Source organism: Nocardioides sp. zg-1228, from assembly GCF_017086465.1.
Classification (GTDB): Bacteria; Actinomycetota; Actinomycetes; order Propionibacteriales; family Nocardioidaceae; genus Nocardioides.
Window position 1 is genome coordinate 64,729 of sequence record NZ_CP070961.1, and the last position, 21,647, is coordinate 86,375.

At 72.8% G+C, this 21,647-nt stretch carries 18 protein-coding genes; 15 read left to right on the plus strand and 3 right to left on the minus strand.

Going from position 1 to position 21,647, the window contains the following annotated elements:
• The first annotated feature begins 72 nt into the window (after window positions 1-72).
• The 11 genes from fdh (at window position 73) to JX575_RS00360 (ending at window position 15,120) form a co-directional block, all read left to right on the plus strand.
• Window positions 73-3,453, plus strand: a complete 3,381-nt coding sequence (fdh, locus tag JX575_RS00310; RefSeq protein ID WP_260988506.1) for a formate dehydrogenase — start codon at window positions 73-75, stop codon at window positions 3,451-3,453.
• Window positions 3,450-4,376 (plus strand): 4Fe-4S dicluster domain-containing protein, encoded by a 927-nt coding sequence (locus tag JX575_RS00315; RefSeq protein WP_186339736.1) that lies wholly within the window; start codon window positions 3,450-3,452, stop codon window positions 4,374-4,376. Before fdh ends, JX575_RS00315 begins: the two co-directional genes overlap by 4 nt.
• The gene (nrfD, locus tag JX575_RS00320; RefSeq protein ID WP_206054465.1) at window positions 4,373-5,416 is read left to right on the plus strand and encodes an NrfD/PsrC family molybdoenzyme membrane anchor subunit; all 1,044 of its coding nucleotides are present in this window, start codon (window positions 4,373-4,375) and stop codon (window positions 5,414-5,416) included. Before JX575_RS00315 ends, nrfD begins: the two co-directional genes overlap by 4 nt.
• Window positions 5,417-5,473: 57 nt before the next feature.
• Window positions 5,474-6,760 carry an OFA family MFS transporter gene (locus JX575_RS00325; protein WP_186339737.1) on the plus strand — a complete coding sequence of 429 codons (1,287 nt, stop codon included), beginning with the start codon at window positions 5,474-5,476 and terminating at the stop codon, window positions 6,758-6,760.
• A 70-nt stretch (window positions 6,761-6,830) separates the two neighbouring features.
• Window positions 6,831-8,219: an MFS transporter gene (locus tag JX575_RS00330; protein ID WP_186339738.1), complete on the plus strand. Its 1,389-nt coding sequence runs from the start codon at window positions 6,831-6,833 to the stop codon at window positions 8,217-8,219.
• Window positions 8,220-8,228: 9 nt separating this feature from the next.
• Window positions 8,229-9,449: a M15 family metallopeptidase gene (locus JX575_RS00335; RefSeq protein ID WP_186339739.1), complete on the plus strand. Its 1,221-nt coding sequence runs from the start codon at window positions 8,229-8,231 to the stop codon at window positions 9,447-9,449.
• A 21-nt stretch (window positions 9,450-9,470) separates the two neighbouring features.
• Window positions 9,471-10,448 carry an NADPH:quinone oxidoreductase family protein gene (locus JX575_RS00340; RefSeq protein WP_186339740.1) on the plus strand — a complete coding sequence of 326 codons (978 nt, stop codon included), beginning with the start codon at window positions 9,471-9,473 and terminating at the stop codon, window positions 10,446-10,448.
• 191 nt (window positions 10,449-10,639) lie between these two features.
• Complete coding sequence (locus JX575_RS00345) at window positions 10,640-12,583, plus strand: M13-type metalloendopeptidase (RefSeq protein ID WP_277395307.1); 1,944 nt, start codon at window positions 10,640-10,642, stop codon at window positions 12,581-12,583.
• Window positions 12,584-12,641: 58 nt separating this feature from the next.
• Window positions 12,642-13,100, plus strand: a complete 459-nt coding sequence (locus JX575_RS00350) for a universal stress protein (protein WP_186339741.1) — start codon at window positions 12,642-12,644, stop codon at window positions 13,098-13,100.
• Between the two features lie 60 nt (window positions 13,101-13,160).
• Window positions 13,161-13,964 carry a 2-phosphosulfolactate phosphatase gene (locus tag JX575_RS00355; RefSeq protein ID WP_241005273.1) on the plus strand — a complete coding sequence of 268 codons (804 nt, stop codon included), beginning with the start codon at window positions 13,161-13,163 and terminating at the stop codon, window positions 13,962-13,964.
• 130 nt (window positions 13,965-14,094) lie between these two features.
• Window positions 14,095-15,120, plus strand: coding sequence for an SGNH/GDSL hydrolase family protein (locus JX575_RS00360; protein WP_186339742.1), 1,026 nt, complete (start codon window positions 14,095-14,097; stop codon window positions 15,118-15,120).
• 7 nt (window positions 15,121-15,127) lie between these two features.
• Here the strand turns inward: JX575_RS00360 and JX575_RS00365 are convergent, their stop codons facing one another.
• Complete coding sequence (locus tag JX575_RS00365; protein WP_186339743.1) at window positions 15,128-15,691, minus strand: hypothetical protein; 564 nt, start codon at window positions 15,689-15,691, stop codon at window positions 15,128-15,130.
• A gap of 59 nt (window positions 15,692-15,750) precedes the next feature.
• Between JX575_RS00365 and JX575_RS00370 the strand changes: the two genes are divergently transcribed.
• Genes JX575_RS00370 through JX575_RS00385 form a run of 4 tightly spaced genes read left to right on the plus strand, consistent with a single transcriptional unit; the run spans window position 15,751 to window position 19,480 of the window.
• Window positions 15,751-16,131: a YbaB/EbfC family nucleoid-associated protein gene (locus JX575_RS00370; RefSeq protein ID WP_186339744.1), complete on the plus strand. Its 381-nt coding sequence runs from the start codon at window positions 15,751-15,753 to the stop codon at window positions 16,129-16,131.
• Complete coding sequence (locus tag JX575_RS00375) at window positions 16,128-16,442, plus strand: type VII secretion target (protein WP_186339745.1); 315 nt, start codon at window positions 16,128-16,130, stop codon at window positions 16,440-16,442. The genes JX575_RS00370 and JX575_RS00375 overlap by 4 nt, the downstream gene beginning before the upstream one ends.
• Window positions 16,439-17,296, plus strand: a complete 858-nt coding sequence (locus JX575_RS00380; protein ID WP_186339746.1) for a hypothetical protein — start codon at window positions 16,439-16,441, stop codon at window positions 17,294-17,296. Before JX575_RS00375 ends, JX575_RS00380 begins: the two co-directional genes overlap by 4 nt.
• Before the next feature lie 42 nt (window positions 17,297-17,338).
• Window positions 17,339-19,480, plus strand: a complete 2,142-nt coding sequence (locus JX575_RS00385; protein ID WP_186339747.1) for a DEAD/DEAH box helicase — start codon at window positions 17,339-17,341, stop codon at window positions 19,478-19,480.
• A gap of 10 nt (window positions 19,481-19,490) precedes the next feature.
• Here JX575_RS00385 and JX575_RS00390 read toward each other — a convergent pair whose 3' ends face one another.
• Both JX575_RS00390 and JX575_RS00395 read right to left on the minus strand, forming a co-directional pair.
• The gene (locus JX575_RS00390; protein WP_186339748.1) at window positions 19,491-20,021 is read right to left on the minus strand and encodes a hypothetical protein; all 531 of its coding nucleotides are present in this window, start codon (window positions 20,019-20,021) and stop codon (window positions 19,491-19,493) included.
• Window positions 20,022-20,038: 17 nt separating this feature from the next.
• Window positions 20,039-21,613 (minus strand): DHA2 family efflux MFS transporter permease subunit, encoded by a 1,575-nt coding sequence (locus tag JX575_RS00395; protein ID WP_313960511.1) that lies wholly within the window; start codon window positions 21,611-21,613, stop codon window positions 20,039-20,041.
• Window positions 21,614-21,647: the final 34 nt, after the last annotated feature.

Below are 21,647 nucleotides of genomic sequence, written 5' to 3' on the forward strand. Positions count from 1 at the left end.
CGGGGTGGTGGACGGCCCCCGGGGGGCGCCGTAGGGTCGAGGCACAGCGCACACTGCGGGGAGGTGAGGGCCATGGGTGAGTCCCGTTCCCAGTTGCCGTGGCCTGTGCTCCGCCAGCTCGTCAGCGGCGACTTCCTCGGCCGCGGCAAGGCCGTGCGCTCGCGGGCCACCGACGAGATCGAGCCCCGCACCACCACCGCCGACCGGGTCGCGCGCAGCGTGTGCCCCTACTGCGCGGTCGGCTGCGGGCAGAAGATCTTCGTCAAGGACGAGCAGATCGTGCAGATCGAGGGCGACCCCGACAGCCCGGTCAACCGCGGCCGGCTGTGCCCGAAGGGCTCGGCCAGCAAGAACCTGGTGACCAGCGAGCTGCGCGAGACCACGGTGAAGTACCGCCGCCCCTTCGCGACCGAGTGGGAGCACCTCGACCTCACCACCGCGATGGAGATGATCGCCGACCGCGTGGTGACGTCGCGCCGTGACGCCTGGCAGGAGCTCGACGAGAAGGGCCGCCGGGTGCGCCGCACGATGGGCATCGCGAGCCTCGGAGGGGCGACCCTCGACAACGAGGAGAACTACCTCATCAAGAAGCTCTTCACCGCGATGGGCGCCATCCAGATCGAGAACCAGGCGCGTATTTGACACTCCGCCACCGTCCCCGGTCTGGGGACCAGCTTCGGACGCGGCGGCGCCACCGGCTTCACGGCTGACCTCGCCAACGCGGACTGCATCATCATCCAGGGCTCCAACATGGCCGAGGCCCACCCGGTGGGCTTCCAGTGGGTCGTGGAGGCGCAACGGCGTGGCGCGAAGGTGATCCACGTCGACCCGCGGTTCACCCGCACCAGCGCGGTGGCCGACAAGCACGTCCCGATCCGCGTCGGCAGCGACATCGCGTTCCTGGGCGGCATCGTCCGCTACGTCCTGGAGAACGAGCTCGACTTCCGCGACTACGTCGTCAACTACACCAACGCCGCGACGCTCGTCAGCGATGCGTTCGAGGACACCGACGACCTCGACGGGCTGTTCAGCGGCTTCGACCCCGAGAGGCGCACCTACGACCCGACGAGCTGGGCCTACGACGTCGAGGACGGCCCGGGCGAGCAGAGCTCGGCGCAGGCCGACGACTCCGAGGAGACCCAGGAGCAGAGCGACACCGCTGCCGGCATGCAGAACGAGGCCCACGGCATGCAGGTGGCGGGACACCCGCGGCGCGACGAGACGCTGCAGCACCCGCGCTGCGTCTACCAGGTGCTCAAGCGCCACTTCTCCCGCTACACCCCCGAGGTGGTCGAGCAGACCTGCGGCGTGAGCCAGGCCGACTTCCTCGAGGTGTGCCGGGCCTGGACGGAGAACTCCGGCCGCGAGCGCACGACCGCGCTGGTCTACAGCGTCGGCTGGACCCAGCACAGCGTCGGCGTGCAGTACATCCGCACCGGAGCGATCCTGCAGCTGCTGCTCGGCAACATGGGTCGTCCCGGAGGCGGCGTGATGGCGCTGCGCGGCCACGCGAGCATCCAGGGATCCACCGACATCCCCACCCTGTTCAACCTCCTGCCCGGCTACCTGCCGATGCCCAACCCCGGCCAGCACGCGACCCTGTCGGACTACGTCGACAGCATCCGCAACCCCGGCAGCAAGGGCTTCTGGTCCAAGGCCGACGCCTACACCGTGAGCCTGCTCAAGGCCTACTGGGGCGACGCGGCCACTGCCGACAACGACTACTGCTTCGACTACCTGCCCAAGATCACCGGCGACCACGGCACCTACCGCACCGTGCTCGACATGATCGACGGCAAGGTCTCCGGCTACTTCCTGCTCGGCCAGAACCCCGCGGTCGGCTCGGCCCACGGTCGCGCGCAGCGCCTCGGCATGGCCAACCTCGACTGGCTCGTGGTGCGCGACCTGTTCGAGATCGAGAGCGCGTCGTTCTGGAAGGACGGGCCCGAGGTCGCCACCGGCGAGATCGTGCCCGAGGAGTGCCGCACCGAGGTCTTCCTCTTCCCGGCCGCGTCCTACGCCGAGAAGGAGGGCACCTTCACCCAGACCCAGCGGATGCTGCAGTGGCGTGAGAAGGCCGTCGACCCGCCGGGCGACTGCCGCTCGGAGCTGTGGTTCTTCTACCACCTCGGGCGCATGGTCCGCGAGCGCCTGGCGGGCTCGACCGACGAGCGCGACCGGCCCCTGCTCGACCTCGCCTGGGACTACCCCGTGCACGACGAGGGCGCGCTCGGCAGCGAGGGCGCCGCCGCCTGGGGCGAGCCCAGCGCGGAGGCCGTGCTCAAGGAGATCAACGGCTACGACGTCGCCACCCTCCGCCCGCTGTCGTCCTTCCTGGAGATGAAGGCCGACGGGTCGACGGCCGGCGGGTGCTGGATCTACACCGGCGTCTTCGCCGACGGCGTCAACCAGGCCAACCGCCGCACGTCGCGCCACGACCAGTCGTACGTCGCGCCGGAGTGGGGCTGGGCCTGGCCGATGAACCGCCGCATCCTCTACAACCGCGCCTCCGCCGACCCCGAGGGCCGGCCGTGGAGCGAGCGCAAGGCCTACGTCTGGTGGGACCCGACACTCGGCGAGGCCGGCGAGTGGACCGGCGACGACGTCCCCGACTTCGAGAAGACCAAGCCGCCGTCCTACCGCTCGCCCGAGGGGTCCGACGGTGTCGAGGCGATCGAGGGCATCGACCCGTTCATCATGCAGGGCGACGGGAAGGGTGCGCTCTACGCCCCGCAGGGCCTCATCGACGGCCCGATGCCGACGCACTACGAGCCGGTCGAGTCGCCGTTCCGCAACCCGCTCTACGGCCAGCAGGGCAACCCCACGCGCAAGGCCTACGACCGCGACGACAACCGGATGAACCCCTCGCCCCCCGAGGAGCACAGCGAGGTCTTCCCCTTCGTCTTCACCACCAGCCGGCTCACCGAGCACCACACCGCCGGCGGCATGAGCCGCTACCTCGAGCACCTCGCCGAGCTCCAGCCCGAGATGTTCGTCGAGGTGTCGCCGGCGCTCGCACGCGAGCGGGGCCTCGAGCACATGGGGTGGTGCCACGTGATCACCGCCCGCTCGGCGATCGAGGGCCGGGTGCTCGTCACCGAGCGGCTGCGCCCGCTGCGGGTCGAGGGCCGCACGGTCCACCAGGTCTGGATGCCCTACCACTGGGGCAGCGGCGGGCTGGTCAGCGGCGACTCGACCAACGACCTGTTCGGCATCTCGCTCGACCCCAACGTGCTCATCCAGGAGAGCAAGGTCGGCACCTGCGACGTACGCCCGGGGCGGCGGCCGCAGGGTGCGGCCCTGCGCGCGCTCGTCGCCGACTACGCGCGCCGCGCCGGGGTGGACGACGGCGTCCCTGCGCGGATCGTCACCGCGTCCGAAGGGGCGCAGGCCAGGTCATTGGCGGGGGCCGACACCAGCGACGACGACCAGCACGACCAGGAGGGCCAGTGATCGGCCGCAACAGCCTCTTCGGACCGCTCGACCCGGCGCCCGACGCCGGCTACGTCGACCCGCCCAAGCGCAAGGGCTTCTTCACCGACACCAGCGTGTGCATCGGGTGCAAGGCCTGCGAGGTGGCGTGCAAGGAGTGGAACGACGTCCCGGAGAACCTCTTCGAGATGCTCGGCACCTCCTACGACAACAGCCACTCCCTCAACGCCAACCAGTGGCGCCACGTGGCCTTCATCGAGCGCTCCGCCCGCACGGAGGCACCGCAGCCACAGCGCGCGGACCTCGGCATGCCGACCGTCGGCGCCCCACCCAGCGACGTGCCCGAGGAGGCCAAGCCCGACTTCCAGTGGCTGATGTCCTCCGACGTGTGCAAGCACTGCACCCACGCCGCCTGCCTCGACGTGTGCCCGACCGGCTCGCTCTTCCGCAGCGAGTTCGGCACGGTCGTGGTGCAGGACGAGATCTGCAACGGCTGCGGCTACTGCGTCGCCGCCTGCCCCTACGGCGTGATCGACCGCCGCCGCGGTCCGGAGGGCGACCCCAAGGTGGGCATCGCCCAGAAGTGCACCCTCTGCTACGACCGGCTCACCGACGGCCAACGACCGGCGTGCGCGGCCGCGTGCCCGACCGAGTCGATCCAGTACGGCGACGTGGAGGAGCTGCGCGAGCGCGCCGACGCCCGGGTGGCGCTGCTCCACGAGCGCGGGGTGATGGACGCCCGGCTCTACGGCAACGACCCCGAGGACGGCGTGGGCGGCACCGGGGCGATGTTCCTGCTCCTCGACGAGCCGGAGGTCTACGGCCTGCCGCCCGACCCGGTCGTCACCACCCGGGACCTGCCGCAGATGTTCAGCCGCGCCGGGATGGCGGGCACGGCGCTGCTGCTCGGCGCGGCGCTGTCGTTCGTGCGGAGGCGCTCGTGAGCGAGGTCGACGGGGCCGGCCCGCAGGTCCGGCACGGCGGCAGCCCGGGTCGCTCTCGCGGTCGCGGGCGTGGCCGCGGCGGCGGCGACCGGGTGATGGTGCCGGAGGCCGACTTCACCTCCTACTACGGCCGCCCGATCGTCAAGGCGGCGCCGTGGGAGCACGACATCGCCTACTACCTCTTCACCGGGGGAGTCGCGGCCGGGACCTCGCTCCTCGCCGCCGGGGCAGACCTCACCGACCGCCCCGGACTGCGGCGCGCCGGCCGGATCGGCTCGCTCATCGCCCTGCTCCTCAGCATGGTCGCGCTCGTCCACGACCTCGGCAGGCCCAGCCGGTTCCTCAACATGCTGCGGGTCGTCAAGCTGACCTCCCCGATGTCGGTCGGCACCTGGATCCTCACCCTGCACGCCCCGTTCGCGAGCCTCGCCACGGCCGCCGAGCTGGTCGGCATGCTCCCGACCCGGTGGCAGCGCGGACCGGTGCGGCTGCTGCTGCGCCTGGGACGCCCCGCTGGGCTGGTGGGGGCGATCACCGCCCCGCCGGTGGCGGCATACACGGCGGTGCTGATCGCCGACACCGCCACCCCGGCGTGGCACTCGGCCTACGAGGAGCTGCCCTTCGTCTTCTGCGGCTCCGCCGCGGCCGCGTCGGGGGGCTGGTGCATGGCCACCGCTCCCGTGGCCGAGGCCGGTCCCGCCCGCGCGTTCGCGGTGGGCGGCGCCGCGGTCGAGCTGGTGATGGCCCACCGCATGGAGGCCTCGATGGGCCTGTCCGCCGAGACGCTGCACACCGGCGTGGCCGGCAGGTGGATGCGCGCCAGCAAGGTGCTCACCGTCGCGGGCGCCGCCGGCGCGCTCGCGGGCGGGCGCAGCCGCATGCTCTCGGCCGTCGCGGGCACTGCACTGATGGCCGGCTCGCTGTGCACCCGGATGGGCGTCTACGAGGCCGGCCTGGCCTCGGCCAACGACCCGAAGTACACGGTGGTGCCGCAGCGCGAGCGGGTCGAGCGCGGCGAGCAGGTGCGCCACCAGGGCTGAGCCAGAACGGCGCCTCTCGGGCCGACCGACGGCCGGGGCCGGACGAAGGAGACAGCGATGGACGAGACACCCACGCGAGCGCAGGATCCCGCTGCCTCGAGCCGCTCCGGACCCGGCGGCTTCCGCTGGCTGCTGGTCGGGGGTGGGCTGCTCCTGCAGTTCTCGATCGGGGCGGTCTACGCCTGGTCGGTGTTCGGTGGCGCGCTCGAGGACGCCGAGTCGTGGCAGCTCAGCAAGGTGCGCGCCTCGCTGCCCTTCACCGTCACCATCGGCATGATCTTCATCGGCAGCTATCTCGGCGGCCGGCTCCAGGACGCCCGGGGGCCGCGGGTCGTGGCGCTCGCGGGCGGTGTCGTCTACGGCGTCGGCATCCTGCTGGCGGGGCTCACCAACGGCTCCGACGACTACTGGCTGCTGATCCTCGGCTACGGCGTCGTCAGCGGCTTCGGCCTCGGCTTCGCCTACATCGTGCCCATCGCCATGCTGCAGAAGTGGTTCCCCGACAAGACCGGGCTGATCACCGGGCTGGCGGTGGGCGGCTTCGGCTTCGGGGCCGTGCTCACCTCGCCGGTCGCCCAGTGGCTCATCGACCGTGACCCCGACGACCCCACCGGGGCGTTCATCCCGCTCGGCATCGCCTACCTGGTGATGTCGCTGGTGGGCGCCTCGATCTTCCGCAACCCGCCCGCCGACTACGTCGTGCCCGGCATGGAGACGACCGGCGGCGCGGCCACCGGCGCGGGCCGCGACTACACCCAGGGCGAGGCGCTGCGCACGCCGCAGTGGTACCTCCTCACCGCCATCCTCACCCTCAGCGTGAGCGCCGGCATCTCGCTGATCTCCCAGGCCAAGCTCAGCGCCACCGACATCGCCGGCGTCAGCGTCACCGGCGCCGCGACGCTGGTGGGCGTGCTGGCGATCTTCAACGGCGCGGGGCGCATCGTCTGGGCCGGCATCTCCGACCGGATCGGCCGGATGAGGACGTTCGCCGCGATCCTCGCGCTGCAGGGCGTGTGCCTGATCGTGCTGCCGCACGCTGGGAGCGTGGCGCTCTTCTCCGTGCTCGCCGCGGTGATCTACCTCTGCTACGGCGGCACGTTCGGCACGATGCCCGCGACCGCCGGTGACTTCTTCGGCGTGCGCAACGCCGGCGCGATCTACGGACTGATGCTCGTCGGCTGGAGCCTGGGCGGGGTGATCGGGCCGGTGCTCGCCTCGGCGCTCATCGGCGAGGACAAGGCCTACACGCTGGCCTACACCACGATCGGCGTCGTCGCGCTCGCCTCCGTGGCGCTCACCTTCGTCACCAAGGTGCCCGAAGGACGCCACGCCGAGCACGACTGAGCCCTGCCACACTCGGCTCATGGCCACGACGTCGACCCGAGTGCCGCGCGACTGAGGCCGGGGCGAGCCGATGAGCGGAGTCGCCTGGGGCACGCCGACCGCGCGCGGCGTCGTGGCCGCGGCGACCCTCGGCTCCGGGATGACGCTCCTCGACGGCACCGTGGTCAACGTGGCACTGCGGTCGATGGGTGCCGACCTCGACGCCTCGCTGGCGGCGCTGCAGTGGATCACCAACGGCTACTTCCTCTCCCTGGCCTCGCTGATCCTGCTGGGCGGCTCCCTCGGCGACCGCCTCGGCCGGCGTCGGGTCTTCGTCGTCGGCACCGTGTGGTTCGCGCTGGCCTCCCTGCTGTGCGGGCTCGCCCCGACCGCGGAGGTGCTGATCGCCGCCCGCGTGCTCCAGGGCGTCGGCGGCGCGCTGCTCACCCCGGGCAGCCTCGCGATGATCCAGGGCGCGTTCCGGTCCGAGGACCGCGGCCGGGCGATCGGTGCCTGGTCGGGCCTCGGCGGCATCGCCTCCGCGATCGGGCCGCTGGTCGGCGGGCTGCTGGTCGACCACGCGTCGTGGCGGTGGATCTTCCTCATCAACCTGCCGCTCGCGGTGCTGACGGTGTGGCTCGCCCTGCGGTGGGTTCCCGAGACGCGCGACCCCCGCACGCGCGGACGCTTCGACCTCACCGGCGCGACGCTCGCCTCCCTCGCCCTGGCGGGCGTCACGTGGGCGCTGACCGACGCCGGCGGAGCCGCGACGCCGTGGGCGGCCGTGGGCGGGATCGCCGCGGCCGCGGCCTTCGTCGTGGTGGAGCGCCGCACCCGTGCGCCGATGGTGCCGCTCGGGCTGTTCGGCGACCGCACCTTCAGCGCCGCCAACCTGATGACGCTGCTCGTCTACGCCGCGCTGGGTGCCGTCCTGTTCTTCCTGGTGCTCCAGCTGCAGACCGTGGGCGGCTACACCGCGCTCGAGGCCGGCCTCGCCACGCTCCCGATCACGCTGTGCATGCTGCTGCTCGCGGCCCGCGGCGGCGCGCTGGGCGAGCGGATCGGGCCGCGGATCCCGTTGACGTTCGGACCGCTGGTGATGGCGGCCGGGACGCTGTGGCTGCTGCTCGTCGGACCCGGGGTGACCTGGTGGCGTGACGTGGCGCCCGGCCTGACGGTCTTCGGCCTCGGCCTGGCCCTGATGGTCGCCCCGTTGACCGCCACCGTCCTGGCGGCCGCGCCCGACGAGGTGGCCGGCATCGCCAGCGGCATCAACAACGCCGTCGCGCGGGCCGGGTCGCTGCTGGCCGTCGCCGCGCTGCCGACGGCCGTGGGCCTGGCCGGCGACGACTACCGCGACCCCGCCCGGCTGGACGCGGCGTACGGCACCGCGCTGCTCGCGTGCGCGGCGCTGCTCGCCCTGGGCGGCCTCGTCTCCTGGGTCACCATCCCCCGCCGCGTCCAGACACCGTCTGCCTAGGGTCGAGGCGTGCGCGGACGACGACGGGTGGCGGCCGCGGCGACGGCCGCCCTGCTGGCGGGGCTGGTGGGCCTGGCGGCCTGCAGCGAGCCGGCCGCGCGCGAGCGTCCCGACCCGGCCCCCGCGTCGCCCGCCCCCGAGCCGACCGCGTCGGACACGACGCCGCCCGTCGCCGACACCGACCACGCCGTCGACCCGCCCGGCGAGCGCGACGGACGGCTGTGGAGCGCCGACGTCCTCGTGCAGTGGGACAAGCCCATCGACGACGCGCTGCTCGCGCGGATCGAGGACCTGCGCGGCGTCGCGCACACCGAGCGCATCGGCCTGGGCCAGGTGAGCCTGGAGAACCGCGTCCTCACCGTCGCCGCCGTGGACCCGGGCGCCTACCGGCACTTCACGCAGGCCGAGGTCGCCGACCTCCAGGAGGCCTGGGACCGCGTCGCCGGGGGCGAGCTGGCCATCGACCGCACGGTCGCCGAGCGGGTGGCCGACCCGGAGACGGGGATGGTGCGGCTCGGCGCCGACGACGCGCCGAGCCTGCACGTCGGCGCCTACACCCCGCAGCTGCCCACCATCGACATGGTCGTCAACACCGCCTGGGCCGACGACATCGGGATGGACACCGACAACGGGCTGCTCATCTCCACCGACGCCGTCGCCCCCGCCGGCATCCGCAAGCCGTTGCAGCGGCTGGTCGGCGAGGACGCCTCGGTGCAGATGCTCGACGTGGCCTCCCGCCTCGGGCTCGACCCCGACGCCAGGCTCACCGCGGTGCCTGCCGGCGGCACCCTGGGCAGCGTCGTCGGCACCTTCCGCTACCAGGTGCTCGGCGGGGGCCGGATCGCCCCGGAGCCCGCCTGGGTCGCGGCCAGCATCCGCACGGAGTCCGTGCCGATCCTCGGCAGCGTCACCTGCCACAAGGACCTCTTCCCCCAGCTGCGCGCGGCGTTGCTCGAGGTCGAGCAGCGCGGCCTCGCCGACGAGATCGACCCGGGCCAGTACGCCGGGTGCTACTACCCGCGCTTCATCGCCGGCACCACGACGCTGTCCAACCACTCCTTCGGCCTCGCCCTCGACCTCAACACCCGCGACAACCAGCGCGGGACCGTCGGCGCGATCGACCGCGACGTGGTGGCGATCCTCAAGACGTGGGGCTTCGCCTGGGGTGGCGACTGGCGCTGGACCGACCCGATGCACTTCGAGCTCGCCGAGGTGAAGCGGGTCGGGTGAGCACCTGACTAGGGTCGGCGCATGCGCGCAGTCCAGGTCGTCACGCCCACCGGTCCCGCCGACATCGAGGTCCGCGACGTCGACCCTCCGGTGCCGGGGCCCGACGACGTGCTGGTGGAGGTGCACAGCGTCGGTGTCGCCTTCCCCGACCTGCTCCTCAGCCGCGGGGAGTACCAGTTCAAGCCCGAGCCGCCGTTCACGCTCGGCGTCGACTTCGCGGGCGTCGTCCTCGACCCGGGCTCCCCGGAGTCGAGCGGGTTCACCGTCGGCCAGCGGGTCGCCGGCGTCAACCTCAACGGCGGCGCCGCCGAGCAGGTCGCCAACCCCGCGATCTTCACCTTCGCCCTGCCCGACGCGATGTCGTACGACGAGGGTGCGGCGCTGCCGATGAACTACCTCACCGCGCTGTTCGCGCTCGAGGAGCGCGGCGGGCTGCGCGAGGGCGAGACCGTGCTGGTGCACGGAGCCGCCGGCGGCGTCGGCACCGCCACCCTGCAGGTCGCGCGAGGTCTCGGCGCACGGACGATCGCGGTGGTCAGCACCCAGGAGAAGGCCGACTTCGCCCGCGCGGCCGGCGCCGACGAGGTCGTCGTGGGCCCCGACTTCAAGGACGCGGTGCGCCAGCTCACCGGCGGCCGCGGCGTCGACGTGGTCCTCGACGTGGTGGGCGGCGACGCGTTCACCGACTCGCTCCGCTGCCTCGCCGAGCAGGGACGCGTGCTCGTCGTCGGGTTCGCCGCCGGGCAGGGCATCCCCCAGGTGAAGGTCAACCGGCTGCTGCTCGGCAACACCGACGTCCGCGGCGTCGGCTGGGGTGCCTACGCGATGGTGCGACCGGGCTACATGCAGCAGCAGTGGCACCGCCTCCTGCCGATGATCGAGTCCGGTGCTGTGAAGCCGCCCGTCGGGGCGACGTACGACCTGGCCGGCTTCGGGCAGGCGCTGGTCGACATGGACGAGCGGCGCACCCTCGGCAAGTCGGTCGTCCGGGTGCGCTGACCCCGCCGGCCCATCGCCTTCCCGCCGCTGACGCGGCTGCTCAAGCGGTGCGGTCCCCGCTCAACACGTCGGATCCGACGTGTTGAGCGAGGCGGTGACCGCTTGAGCCCGGCCGAACGACGAGCGACCGCGTCGTCCACAGGGGCCCTCCGCCGCGCCCGGGACTGGGCCGCCGGGGTTAGGGTCGCGACGTGACGATCCTCGACGCTGCCCGCGACGGCATGAACCTCGACATCCGCCCGCAGGACGACCTCTTCGGCCACGTCAACGGCCGGTGGCTCGACGAGACGGAGATCCCCGCCGACAAGTCGAGCTGGGGCGCGTTCATCGCGCTGGCCGACGCCGCCGAGCAGCAGGTGCGCGACATCATCACCGAGCTCGCCGAGCGCCCGGCCGACCAGCTCGACGAGGACGAGCGCAAGATCGGCGACCTCTACGCCTCCTTCATGGACACCGAGACGATCGCCGCGAAGGGCCTCGACCCGATCCGCGGCCTGCTCGACCGCGCCCACCACGTCGCCGACCTCACCGACCTCGCCGCCTTCCTCGGCGCGTACGAGCGCATCGGCGGGCCCGGCGTGTTCGGCTCCTACATCACCCCCGACCGCGGCGACGCCTCGCGCAACATCGTCTACCTCGCGCAGGGCGGCCTCGGCCTGCCCGACGAGTCCTACTACCGCGACGACAAGTTCGCCGAGATCCGCGAGAAGTACCTCGCCTACCTCACCACGCTGCTCGAGCTGAGCGAGCACGACGACCCGGCCGGTGCGGCGGCGCGCGTGCTGGCCTACGAGACCCGGCTGGCCGAGGGCCACTGGGAGGCCGCCGAGACCCGCGACGTGCAGAAGACCACCAACCACAAGAGCCTCGACGAGCTGCGCGAGCTCAGCCCCGCCTTCGACTGGGTCACCTGGATCACCGGGCTCGGTGGCACCGAGGAGATGCTCCGCCGCTCGATCGTGATGCAGCCCGACTTCTTCTCCCACCTCTCCACCGTGCTGGAGGAGACGCCGATCGAGACCTGGCGCGACATCCTCCACGTGCGCGTCGTGCGCAGCTCCGCTGCCTACCTGCCCGACCCGTTCGTCGAGGCCAACTTCGACTTCTACGGCCGCACCCTCAACGGCACCCCCGAGCTGCGCGCCCGCTGGAAGCGCGGCGTCGACTTCGTCGAGGGCGCGATCGGCGAGGCGGTCGGCAAGGTCTACGTCGAGCGCCACTTCCCGCCGCGGTCCAAGCAGAGGATGGACGAGCTGGTCGCCAACCTCGTCACCGCCTACCGCCGCTCCATCGAGGCGCTCGACTGGATGGGCGAGGACACCAAGAAGAAGGCCTTCGACAAGCTCGACCGCTTCTACCCCAAGATCGGCTACCCGACGGAGTTCCGCGACTATTCCACCCTCACCGTCTCCGCCGACGACCTGATGGGCAACGTCGCGTCGGCGTCGGCGTTCGAGACCGACCGCCAGCTGGAGAAGGTCGGCCAGCCGGTCGACCGCGACGAGTGGCTGATGCTGCCCCAGACGGTCAACGCCTACTACCACCCCGGCACCAACGAGATCTGCTTCCCGGCCGCCATCTTGCAGCCGCCGTTCTTCAGCCCCGACGCCACCGACGCCGAGAACTACGGCGGCATCGGTGCCGTCATCGGCCACGAGATCGGCCACGGCTTCGACGACCAGGGCGCCCAGTACGACGGCGACGGCAACCTCCAGGACTGGTGGACCGCTGACGACAAGGCCGCGTTCGAGGCCAAGTCGCAGTCGCTGATCGCCCAGTACGACGCCTTCGAGCCGCGCAACCTGCCCGGCGAGCACGTCAACGGCAGCCTCACCGTCGGCGAGAACATCGGCGACCTCGGCGGGCTCACCATCGCCCACAAGGCGTTCGTGATCAGCCAGGGCGGCGAGGCGTCGCTCGAGGACCGGCGCGACCTGTTCCTCAACTGGGCCCACGTGTGGCGCACCAAGCGCCGCAAGGAGCAGGAGCTCCAGTACCTCACCATCGACCCGCACAGCCCCGCCGAGTTCCGCGCCAACATCGTGCGAAACCTCGACGAGTTCCACGAGGTCTTCGAGACCGGGCCCGAGGACGGGCTGTGGCTCGACCCGGAGCGCCGCGTCCGCATCTGGTGACCCGCCGGAGGACCTTCGGCCCTGACGTGCTGCCCGCCCGCGTCCCTACGATGACGCCATGGTGAGCAAGAGCGCTGATATCACCGGCGGGATCGTCGTCGGACACGACGGGTCGCGGGTCGGGACCACCGTCGTGCGGCGGGCCGCCGACCTCGCCCGGCGCCTCGGCGTCACGCTGCACGTGATCCGCGTGTGGAGCGTGACCACGGCCCCGCGCCCCGACTCGATGGTGGGCGGCTACGTCCCGCCCTTCGCGGAGTTCGAGCGCGCGGTCATCGCCGACCTCGAGGACGACTGCGCTGCGGCCGGGATCCCCGACGACGTCGACGTGCAGCTCTACGCCCTGCGCGGCCAGGCCACCGAGCGGCTGGTCGCGGCGGCCGCCGACGCGGAGATGCTGGTCGTCGGCACCCGCGGCGCGGGCGGGTTCGCCGGCCTGCGGTTCGGCTCGACCGCCGCGCAGGTCGTCCGGGCCTCGCGCGTGCCGGTGCTCGTCGTGCCCAACGTCCCCGACTGATCGCGGCCGACTCGGGCGGGCCGTGCTGCGCGCGAGCCGCCGGGGCTGTTGAATGAGGCGGTGACGCTGCCCGGGCACGACCAGTCGACCTATCGGCTCCGCATGGAGTGGGGCCCGACGGGTGCCGAGGCCGTGCCCGCCGACTACGCGGTCGTCGTCGACGTGCTGTCCTTCACCACCACCCTGACCGTGGCGCTCGAGCGGGGCATCGAGGTCTTCCCGTTCCGCTGGAAGGACTCCCGAGCCGCCGAGCACGCGATGCGGCACGGGGCGACGCTCGCCGTCGGCCGGTTCGAGGCGCTCTCGCGCGGCGACGCCCGCCATGTCTCGCTCTCGCCGGCCGGTCTCGCCGAGGTCGAGGGCGTCGAGCGGCTCGTGCTGCCGTCGCCCAACGGCTCGACCATCGCCTTCTCGCTCGCCGAGTCCGGCGCCCAGGTCGTCGGCGCCTGCCTCCGCAACGCCGGCGCGGTCGCGCGGTGGCTCGCGCCCAAGGTCGCCGACGGCGCCAGCGTGGTCGTCGTACCCGCGGGGGAGCGGTGGTACGACGACACGCTCCGCCCGGCCGCGGAGGACCTGTGGGGCGCCGGGGCCGTCCTCACCGCCCTCGACCAGGAGGCGGAGGCCGGGGCAAGCCCGGAGGCCCGGATGGCGATGGCCGCCTGGCAGGCGGCGGTGCTGCCGCACGACCTGCTCCTCTGCGCGGGCGGACGCGAGCTGACCGAGGTGGGGTTCGTCGCCGACGTGGAGATCGCCGCGAAGCACGACGTCAGCGAGGTCGTGCCGGAGCTGGTCGGCGAGTCCTTCCGCGACGCCGCGGCCGCGCCGCCTCCCCCGGGCGCCCGACTGCGCCGCATCGGCGACTGACGCCGGCCGGTGACGCCGGCGGGGCACCTCGTGCCGTTGCCGCCCGTCCGGTCCGGTCTGGTGGAGCGGAGCGCGCGTCCCTAGTGTGATGAGGGCCACACTCGGGTGGCACCTGTCTCGGAGGACACAGATGAACCGCTCGTCCCGCCTCGCGGTGCTCGGCACGGCGCTCGCCGGCCTGCTCACCCCGGTCCTGGCCCAGCCCGCCCAGGCCGCCGCACCGGCCTACGTCGCCCTCGGCGACTCCTACTCCTCGGGCACCGGCACCCGCTCCTACCTCGCCGACGGCACCGGCTGTCAGCGCTCGACGTCGGCCTACCCGAGCCTGATCGCGGCCGCCCGCGGGTACGCGCTCAACTTCCGCGCCTGCTCCGGCGCGACCATCCCCGACGTCACCTCCACCCAGCTCCCCGCCCTCACCGCGAGCACCGCCTACGTCTCGGTGTCGGTCGGCGGCAACGACGCCGGGTTCGCCAGCGTGCTGACCGAGTGCGCCCTGCCGGGCTGGCTGAGCAGCTGCGACCGCGCGATCAACGGCGCGCAGTCCTTCATCACCTCCACCCTGCCCTCGCGGCTCGCGACCCTCTACGCCGGCATCCGCAGCCGCGCGCCCCAGGCCAAGGTCGTGGTCGTCGGCTACCCGCGCATCTTCAACGGCGAGGACTGCAACGCACTGACCTGGTTCTCCCCGGCGGAGGAGACGCGGCTCAACCAGACCGCCGACCTGCTCAACAGCCGCCTCGCCACCGCCGCGTCGGCCGCCGGCTTCTCCTTCGCCGACCCGACCAGCCGCTTCGTCGGGCACGCCGTGTGCGACGACGCCGAGTGGATCAACGGGCTGTCCACCCCGATCAGCGAGAGCTACCACCCGAAGGTCTCCGGACACACCTCCGGCTACACCCCGGTCGTCAGCCCGCTGCTGACCGGCGCCGCCGTGGCCGTCACCGCCGACGTCGCGGCCGCCGCGGCCGCCGGCGCCGACGCGCAGGCAGCCCTGCAGCAGCAGTACGCCGCCGCCGACCGCACCATCGAGCCCGAGACGTTCGTCGCTCCCGACCTGACGACCCCCGAGGCCCGGCGGGCCGCCCGGCGCGCCGGCGTCGACCTCGACCGGTTCCTGGCCCGCGGCGCCCGCGGCGCCCGCAGCGCCCACTGAGCCCGCCTCAGCCGCGCTGGCGGCCGCGGCCGGAGCGGAGGTCGCGGACGTACTCCTCGAACAGGGCGCGGTGCACCGCGTGCGGCAGGAGCTCCGGGCGCCGCGCCACCACCGGCGCCAGGGCGAGCAGCAGGGGGTCGATGCTCTCGACGGTCTGCGCGGTGACCTTGAGGCCGCGTCGCCTGCCCGCGGTGGTCCGACCGAGGAGGGTCACCGACTTGTTCCAGAGCTCGGGGGTGGCCCCGCCCGCCGAGCCGTCGACCCCGGGGCGGACCTCGGTCAGGTCGTCGAAGGCGAACGTCCGCACCTCGCGCTCCCCCCGGCGTACGACGACGCGGTCCGGGCGGACCAGGATCGTGCGACCCCGCGCCCACCAGATCGCCCACGCCGGCAGGGCCACCGTCACCACGAGGATTGCGACGGTGAGCAGCGCGCGCTGGTCCCCGCCGCCGGCCCACGTGGCCGAGGCGAGCAGGATCCCGACGACCAGCACCCCGATCGCCAGGTGGAGCACCAGCGGGCGCGGGGTGAGGACGGTCGCCGGCGGCGATGCACCGGGCGGGCTCTCCATGTTTGCCCACAGTAGGGCGGGGAAGGATCCCCAGGCACGACGACATCCCCGGAGGACTGATGAGCTCACGGCTCGATGCCTATCTGGCGGCGATGAACGAGTCGTTCGACGCCGCCGAGGCCAGACTGGACCAGGCCCAGGCCCTGGCCGCCACCACCGAGCGGATGCGGGTGGAGGGCGAGTCGACCGACCGCGTCGTCACCGTCGTCGTCGACGGCAACGGCCAGATGGTCGACCTGCGCTTCGACGACTCGTTCGCCGGCCAGGAGCCCGCCCGGCTCGCGCACAGCGTGCTCGAGGCCCACTCGCAGGCCAAGCGCCGGCTGAGCTTCGAGGTCGAGCAGGCCGCCCGCGAGATCTACGGTCCCGACGTCGCCGCGGCGTCCACGATCACGCAGTCCTACCGCAACACGTTCGGCTACGAGGAGTACCAACGATGAGCATCGACGTCAGTCTCGCCGCGATGCGGAGCCACGCGGGCAAGGTCGAGCACCTCAAGGGCCGGGCCGACAGTGCCGTGCAGGCCGCCGACTCGGTCTCCTTCCACCCCAACACCTTCGGCAAGATCGGCGCCGCGCTGGTCTACCCGCTGATCGCGCCGCTCGAGGTCGCCGGCGTCGGCGCCACCCGCGCCGCGAGCGACTCCCTGTCGGCCACCGCCACGGGCATGCGGTCCGCGGCCGACCTGTTCGAGCTGGTCGACGAGAAGGTCGCCGAGCTCAACGAGGCGATCCACAAGGCGCTGTCGTGAACGACCTGGTCGCCGTCGTCGACCGCAACCCGGGCTTCAACGAGATGACCAACGGGCTGAAGATGATCGACGGGGCCGCCGACTCCGCCGAGGCCTTCGGCCGCGGTGACTGGATCGAGGGCTCGGCCAACGGTCTCAGCGCCGCCGTCGACGTCGTCGGCGCGGTCGTCGACCCGATCGGCACCCTCGGCTCGATGTTCGCCGGCTGGCTGCTCTCCCACATCGGCCCGGTGCAGGACGCCCTCGACGAGCTGCTGGGCGACCCCGCCACCATCCAGTCCTTCGCCCAGACGTGGGAGAACTGCGCCGGCCACCTCCGCGGCCTGGCCGACGACTATCGCGGCGCCGTCGCCGGCGACCTCAGCGGACTGCAGGGCATGACGATGGACGCCTATCGCGACTTCGCCGAGACCGAGGAGTCGCTCGTGCGCGGCATGGGCAACGTCTGCACCGGGGTCGGCGCCGGCGTCGCCCTCGGCGGCACGGTGCTCGCCGGTGTCCGCGAGTTCATCGTGCAGATCATGTCCGACGCGATCGGCCAGATCATCAAGCTGCTCGGCGAGGCCGCGGCCACCCTCGGCATCGCCGCCCCGCACGCGATCACCACGGCGGCCAACAAGGCCCGCGAGCTGATCCAGAGGACCCGGACGCTGATGACCGACCTGGCCAAGTCGCTCGACAAGTTCGCCGACCTCGTCGCCGACATCTCCCCGGCGCTGGAGAAGGCCTCGACCGCCCTGGCCAAGGCCTCCCGCTACGCCTCGGAGATGAACGCGAGCGAGCTCACCGCGCTCCAGCAGCTGATCAAGTCGACCACCCAGCTCGACAACTACCGCGATCCACAGACTGCCTGAGGCGCCGTGCGCTGCGTCGGTGGCGGTTGGTAGACAGGTGGCATGACCGCCGTCCCCACCACCCCCGCCGACGTACGCCCCGCCGCCCGCGAGGCGGCCGAGCGGCACCTGCGGGCGCTGGTCGGGCGAGACGACGCCGCCCTGCGCGAGGACCAGTGGGCCGCGATCGAGGCCCTCGCCGTCGACCGGCGCCGCGCCCTCGTCGTCCAGCGCACCGGGTGGGGCAAGTCGGCGGTCTACTTCGTCGCGACCAAGCTGCTGCGCGAGGGGGGTGCGGGTCCCACCGTGATCGTCAGCCCGCTGCTCGCGCTCATGCGCAACCAGATCGCCGCCGCCGAGCGGGCCGGCATCCGGGCGGTGACGATCAACTCGACCAACATCGACCAGTGGCAGCCGATCAACGAGCAGATCCGCGCCGGCGAGGTCGACGTCCTCCTCGTCAGCCCCGAGCGGCTCAACAACCCCGGCTTCCGCGACGAGGTGCTCCCGCGCCTCGCCGCCACCTGCGGCCTGCTCGTGGTCGACGAGGCCCACTGCATCTCCGACTGGGGCCACGACTTCCGCCCCGACTACCGCCGGCTGCGCACCCTGCTCGCCGAGCTGCCCACCGGCATCCCGGTGCTCGCCACGACGGCGACCGCCAACGCCCGGGTGACCGACGACGTCGCCGAGCAGCTCGGGGTGCACGCCGACGGGGCCGCCGACTCGCAGGTGCTCGTGCAGCGCGGCACGCTCGACCGCGAGTCCCTCCGGCTCGGCGTCATCCGGCTCCGGACCCCCGAGCAGCGGCTCGCCTGGCTGGCCGACCACCTCGCCGAGCAGCCCGGGTCGGGCATCGTCTACTGCCTCACCGTCGCCGCCACGCAGGAGGTCGCGGGCTACCTTCGCGACCGCGGCCTCGAGGTCGCGGCCTACTCCGGCCAGACCGAGCCCGACGAGCGGCACGCGCTGGAGCAGGCGCTGGTGGACGGCCGGGTCAAGGCCCTCATCGCCACCAGCGCGCTGGGCATGGGCTTCGACGCGACCCTCGGCTTCGTGATCAACCTCGGCGCCCCGGCGTCGCCCGTCGCCTACTACCAGCAGGTCGGCCGCGCCGGCCGTGGCACCGACGAGGCGACGGTCGTGCTGCTGCCCCAGCTCGAGGACCGCGACATCTGGGCCTACTTCGCCTCGCTCGGCTTCCCACGCGAGGAGCAGGTCCGCGAGACGCTCGCCGCCCTCGGCGCGTCCGAGCGCCCGATGTCGACGGCCACCCTCGAGACCCGCGTCGAGCTCGGCCGCAACCGGCTCGAGTCGATGCTCAAGGTCCTCGACGTCGACGGCGCCGTCCAGCGCGTGCAGGGCGGCTGGGTCGCGACCGGGCGTCCCTGGCACTACGACGCCGAGCGCTACGCCCGGGTGGCCGAGGCCCGCGAGCGCGAGCAGCAGGCGATGCTGGGATACCTCGAGACCACCGAGTGCCGGATGCGCTACCTCCGCGAGCAGCTCGACGACCCCGACGCCGCCGACTGCGGTCGCTGCGACAACTGCGGCGGGCTGAGCCTGTCGACGGCGGTGAGCGACACGGCGGTGGCCGAGGCCGGCCAGCGGCTCTCCCGCCCCGGCGTCGTGCTCGAGCCGCGTCGGATGTGGCCCACGGCGCTGGCCAACCTCGGCCTCGACCTCAAGGGCAAGATCACCCAGGGCGCCGAGCCCGGTCGCACGGTCGCCCGCCTCACCGACCTCGGCCACGGGCAGGCGCTGCGGGCGCTCTTCCGCGAGGACACCCCCGACGGTCCGGTCCCGCCCGGGCTGGCGCAGGCGGTGATGGACGTGATGAAGGACTGGGCCCCCGAGTGGAGGTCGCGTCCCGACGTGATCGTCGTCGTGGAGTCGGCGACCCGGCCCACCCTGACCCGCGACCTCGCCGACGGCCTGTCCCGCGTGATGCAGGTCCCCGTGGTCGGCACGTGGGCGATCCGCGACCCCTCCGTCCCGCCCCGCGCCGGCCAGTCCAACTCGGCCCAGCGCGTCGCCGCCGTACGCCGTCGCGGTGGCCTCGACGCCGACGTGCCGGCCGGCGCCACCGTGCTGCTCGTCGACGACCAGGTGGCGACCGGCTGGACGCTCACGGTCGCCGCGACCGCGATCCGCGCGGCGGGGGCGAGCGCCGTCCTCCCGCTGGCCCTCGCCTCCCAGGGCTGAGCGACGGCGGTCAGAGCGCGGTCGTCACCGCGTGCTGGAAGTAGTCGCGCTCGAGGTCTCCCTGCAGCAGCGCGGGACGCTCGGCGACCTCCGCCGCGAGGCGGCGCAGCAGCGGCTGCAGCGACTCGACGTGGAAGCGGGACACCACAATCGTGCCCCGGCCGACCCGGGGCTCGCCGGAGAGGAGGATCCGCTCGCTGGGCATGACCTTGCCGCCGTCACCGGTGTAGCGCACCCTGATCTCGGTCAGGTCGTCGAAGGCGATCTGCTGGCGGACCTCGCCGCCCGTGACCACCGACACCGCGTCGTCCGAGACGTGGGTGTGGCGGGTGAGGATGCTGCGCACGAGCAGCAGGGGCGCGACGACGAGCACGAGGGCCATCACCGCGGCCGACGCCCAGGCACCGATCGCCGTGCCGCCCGACTCGCCGGTGGCGGCGCGCACCGTGCGCACCACCGGCACCGCGAAGACCACCGCGGCGAGGACCAGGACCCACACGAAGGTGCGGCGTGGCGGCAGCTCCGCCCCGAGACCGTCCATGTCTCGCACGCGGGCCGTCAGTGACCCACCAGCACGGTGGGGTCGACCGGGGCGAGCCTCCTGCGGGGCAGGAACGCCGCGGGGATCAGGCAGCACGCGACGAGCACCGTGGCGACGACGAACACCGTCGCGAACGCGTCGGCCATGTCGCTGGTGACCAGCTGCTCGAGGTTGCCGAGCTGGTCGGGCGAGATCCCGAAGCGCTCGAGTATCGCGGCCACCTTGGTCTGGTCGTCGCCGGCCTCGGCCAGAGCGGTGCCGGCGGCGACGAAGCGCGAGTCCTTGAGCTCGTTGGTGAGGATCACCGAGAAGAGCGCGGTGCCGATCGAGGCCGCGACCTGCTGGGTGATGTTGAGCAGCGTCGAGCCGCGGGCGACGTTGTGCGCGGTGAGCGTCGCCAGCGCGGCGGACATGATGGGCATCATCGTGCCGCCCATGCCGAGGCCCATGATGAACAGCGCGCCGAGGATGTAGACGTAGGAGGTGTCGGCGCCGATCTGGGTGAACATCGCCATGCCGACGGTGATCACCGTGATCCCGACGAGCACGATCTTGCCGGGACCGATCCGGTCGGCGAGGACGCCCGCGAGGGGCATGGTGAGCATCGCGCCGACGCCCTGTGGGGCCAGCAGCCAGCCGGTGAAGAGGGTGCCCTCGCCGCGGACCTGGATGAAGTAGAGCGGGAACAGCAGCGAGGCCCCGAAGAAGGCGATGGCGAAGAGCGTCATCGCGATGATCGCGACGGTGAGGTTGCGGTTGGCGAACAGGCGCAGCTCGACCAGCGGGTGGACGTTGCGCCGCGCGAGGGCCCACGGCACGAACGCCGCGATGAGGGCGAGGCCGCCGACCATCGGCACCAGCACCCGGGCAGCCATGACGGTGCCCTCCTCCGGGATGGAGCTGACGCCGTAGAGGAACGCGGCGAGGCCGGGCGAGAGCAGCAGCATGCCCAGCCAGTCGAAGGTCTCCGACGGCTCGACGTCGTCCTTGGGCAGCACGATCCAGGCGTAGACGATCGCGGCGAGGCCGATGGGCAGGTTGATCAGGAAGATCCAGTGCCACGACGCGCTCTCGATCAGGGCGCCGCCGACGATCGGGCCGAAGATCGGGCCGAGGAGCATCGGGATGCCGAGCACGGCCATCACGCGGCCCACCCGCTCGGGGCCGGCGGCGCGGGTCAGGATCGTCATGCCGAGCGGCATCAGCATGCCCCCGCCGAGGCCCTGGAGCACCCGGAAGAGCACGAGCGTCTCCAGCGACGTCGCCGCGGCACACAGCACCGAGCCGAGGGTGAAGAGCAGCACCGCGAGGAGGTAGAGCCGCTTGGTGCCGAAGCGGTCGGCCGCCCAGCCCGTCAGCGGGATGACGCTGGCGAGGGCGAGGGTGTAGCCGGTCATCGTCCAGGCCACCTCGGCGGCGGTCGCGTCGAACTCCTCCTGGAAGGTGTTGAGCGCGACGGACACGACGGTGATGTCGAGGATCGACATGATCGCGCCGAGGACGACGACGCCGGCCACCATCAGGACGTTCTTGTCGAGCTTGTCGGAGCGCTCGGGGCGGATCTCGCCGGGCTGGGTCTGGGTGTGGGTCACCCGCCAACGGTAGGCGGTGCGGGCGACCCCGGCG

Excerpts from the sequence above, each read along its gene's own strand:
- JX575_RS00325 (WP_186339737.1), top strand. The coding sequence starts at position 5,474 with ATGGACGAGACACCCACGCGAGCGCAGGATCCCGCTGCCTCGAGCCGC.
- JX575_RS00330 (WP_186339738.1), top strand. The coding sequence starts at position 6,831 with ATGAGCGGAGTCGCCTGGGGCACGCCGACCGCGCGCGGCGTCGTGGCC.
- JX575_RS00340 (WP_186339740.1), top strand. The coding sequence starts at position 9,471 with ATGCGCGCAGTCCAGGTCGTCACGCCCACCGGTCCCGCCGACATCGAG.
- JX575_RS00350 (WP_186339741.1), top strand. The coding sequence starts at position 12,642 with ATGGTGAGCAAGAGCGCTGATATCACCGGCGGGATCGTCGTCGGACAC.
- JX575_RS00360 (WP_186339742.1), top strand. The coding sequence starts at position 14,095 with ATGAACCGCTCGTCCCGCCTCGCGGTGCTCGGCACGGCGCTCGCCGGC.
- JX575_RS00365 (WP_186339743.1), bottom strand. The coding sequence starts at position 15,691 with ATGGAGAGCCCGCCCGGTGCATCGCCGCCGGCGACCGTCCTCACCCCG.
- JX575_RS00370 (WP_186339744.1), top strand. The coding sequence starts at position 15,751 with ATGAGCTCACGGCTCGATGCCTATCTGGCGGCGATGAACGAGTCGTTC.
- JX575_RS00375 (WP_186339745.1), top strand. The coding sequence starts at position 16,128 with ATGAGCATCGACGTCAGTCTCGCCGCGATGCGGAGCCACGCGGGCAAG.
- JX575_RS00385 (WP_186339747.1), top strand. The coding sequence starts at position 17,339 with ATGACCGCCGTCCCCACCACCCCCGCCGACGTACGCCCCGCCGCCCGC.
- JX575_RS00390 (WP_186339748.1), bottom strand. The coding sequence starts at position 20,021 with ATGGACGGTCTCGGGGCGGAGCTGCCGCCACGCCGCACCTTCGTGTGG.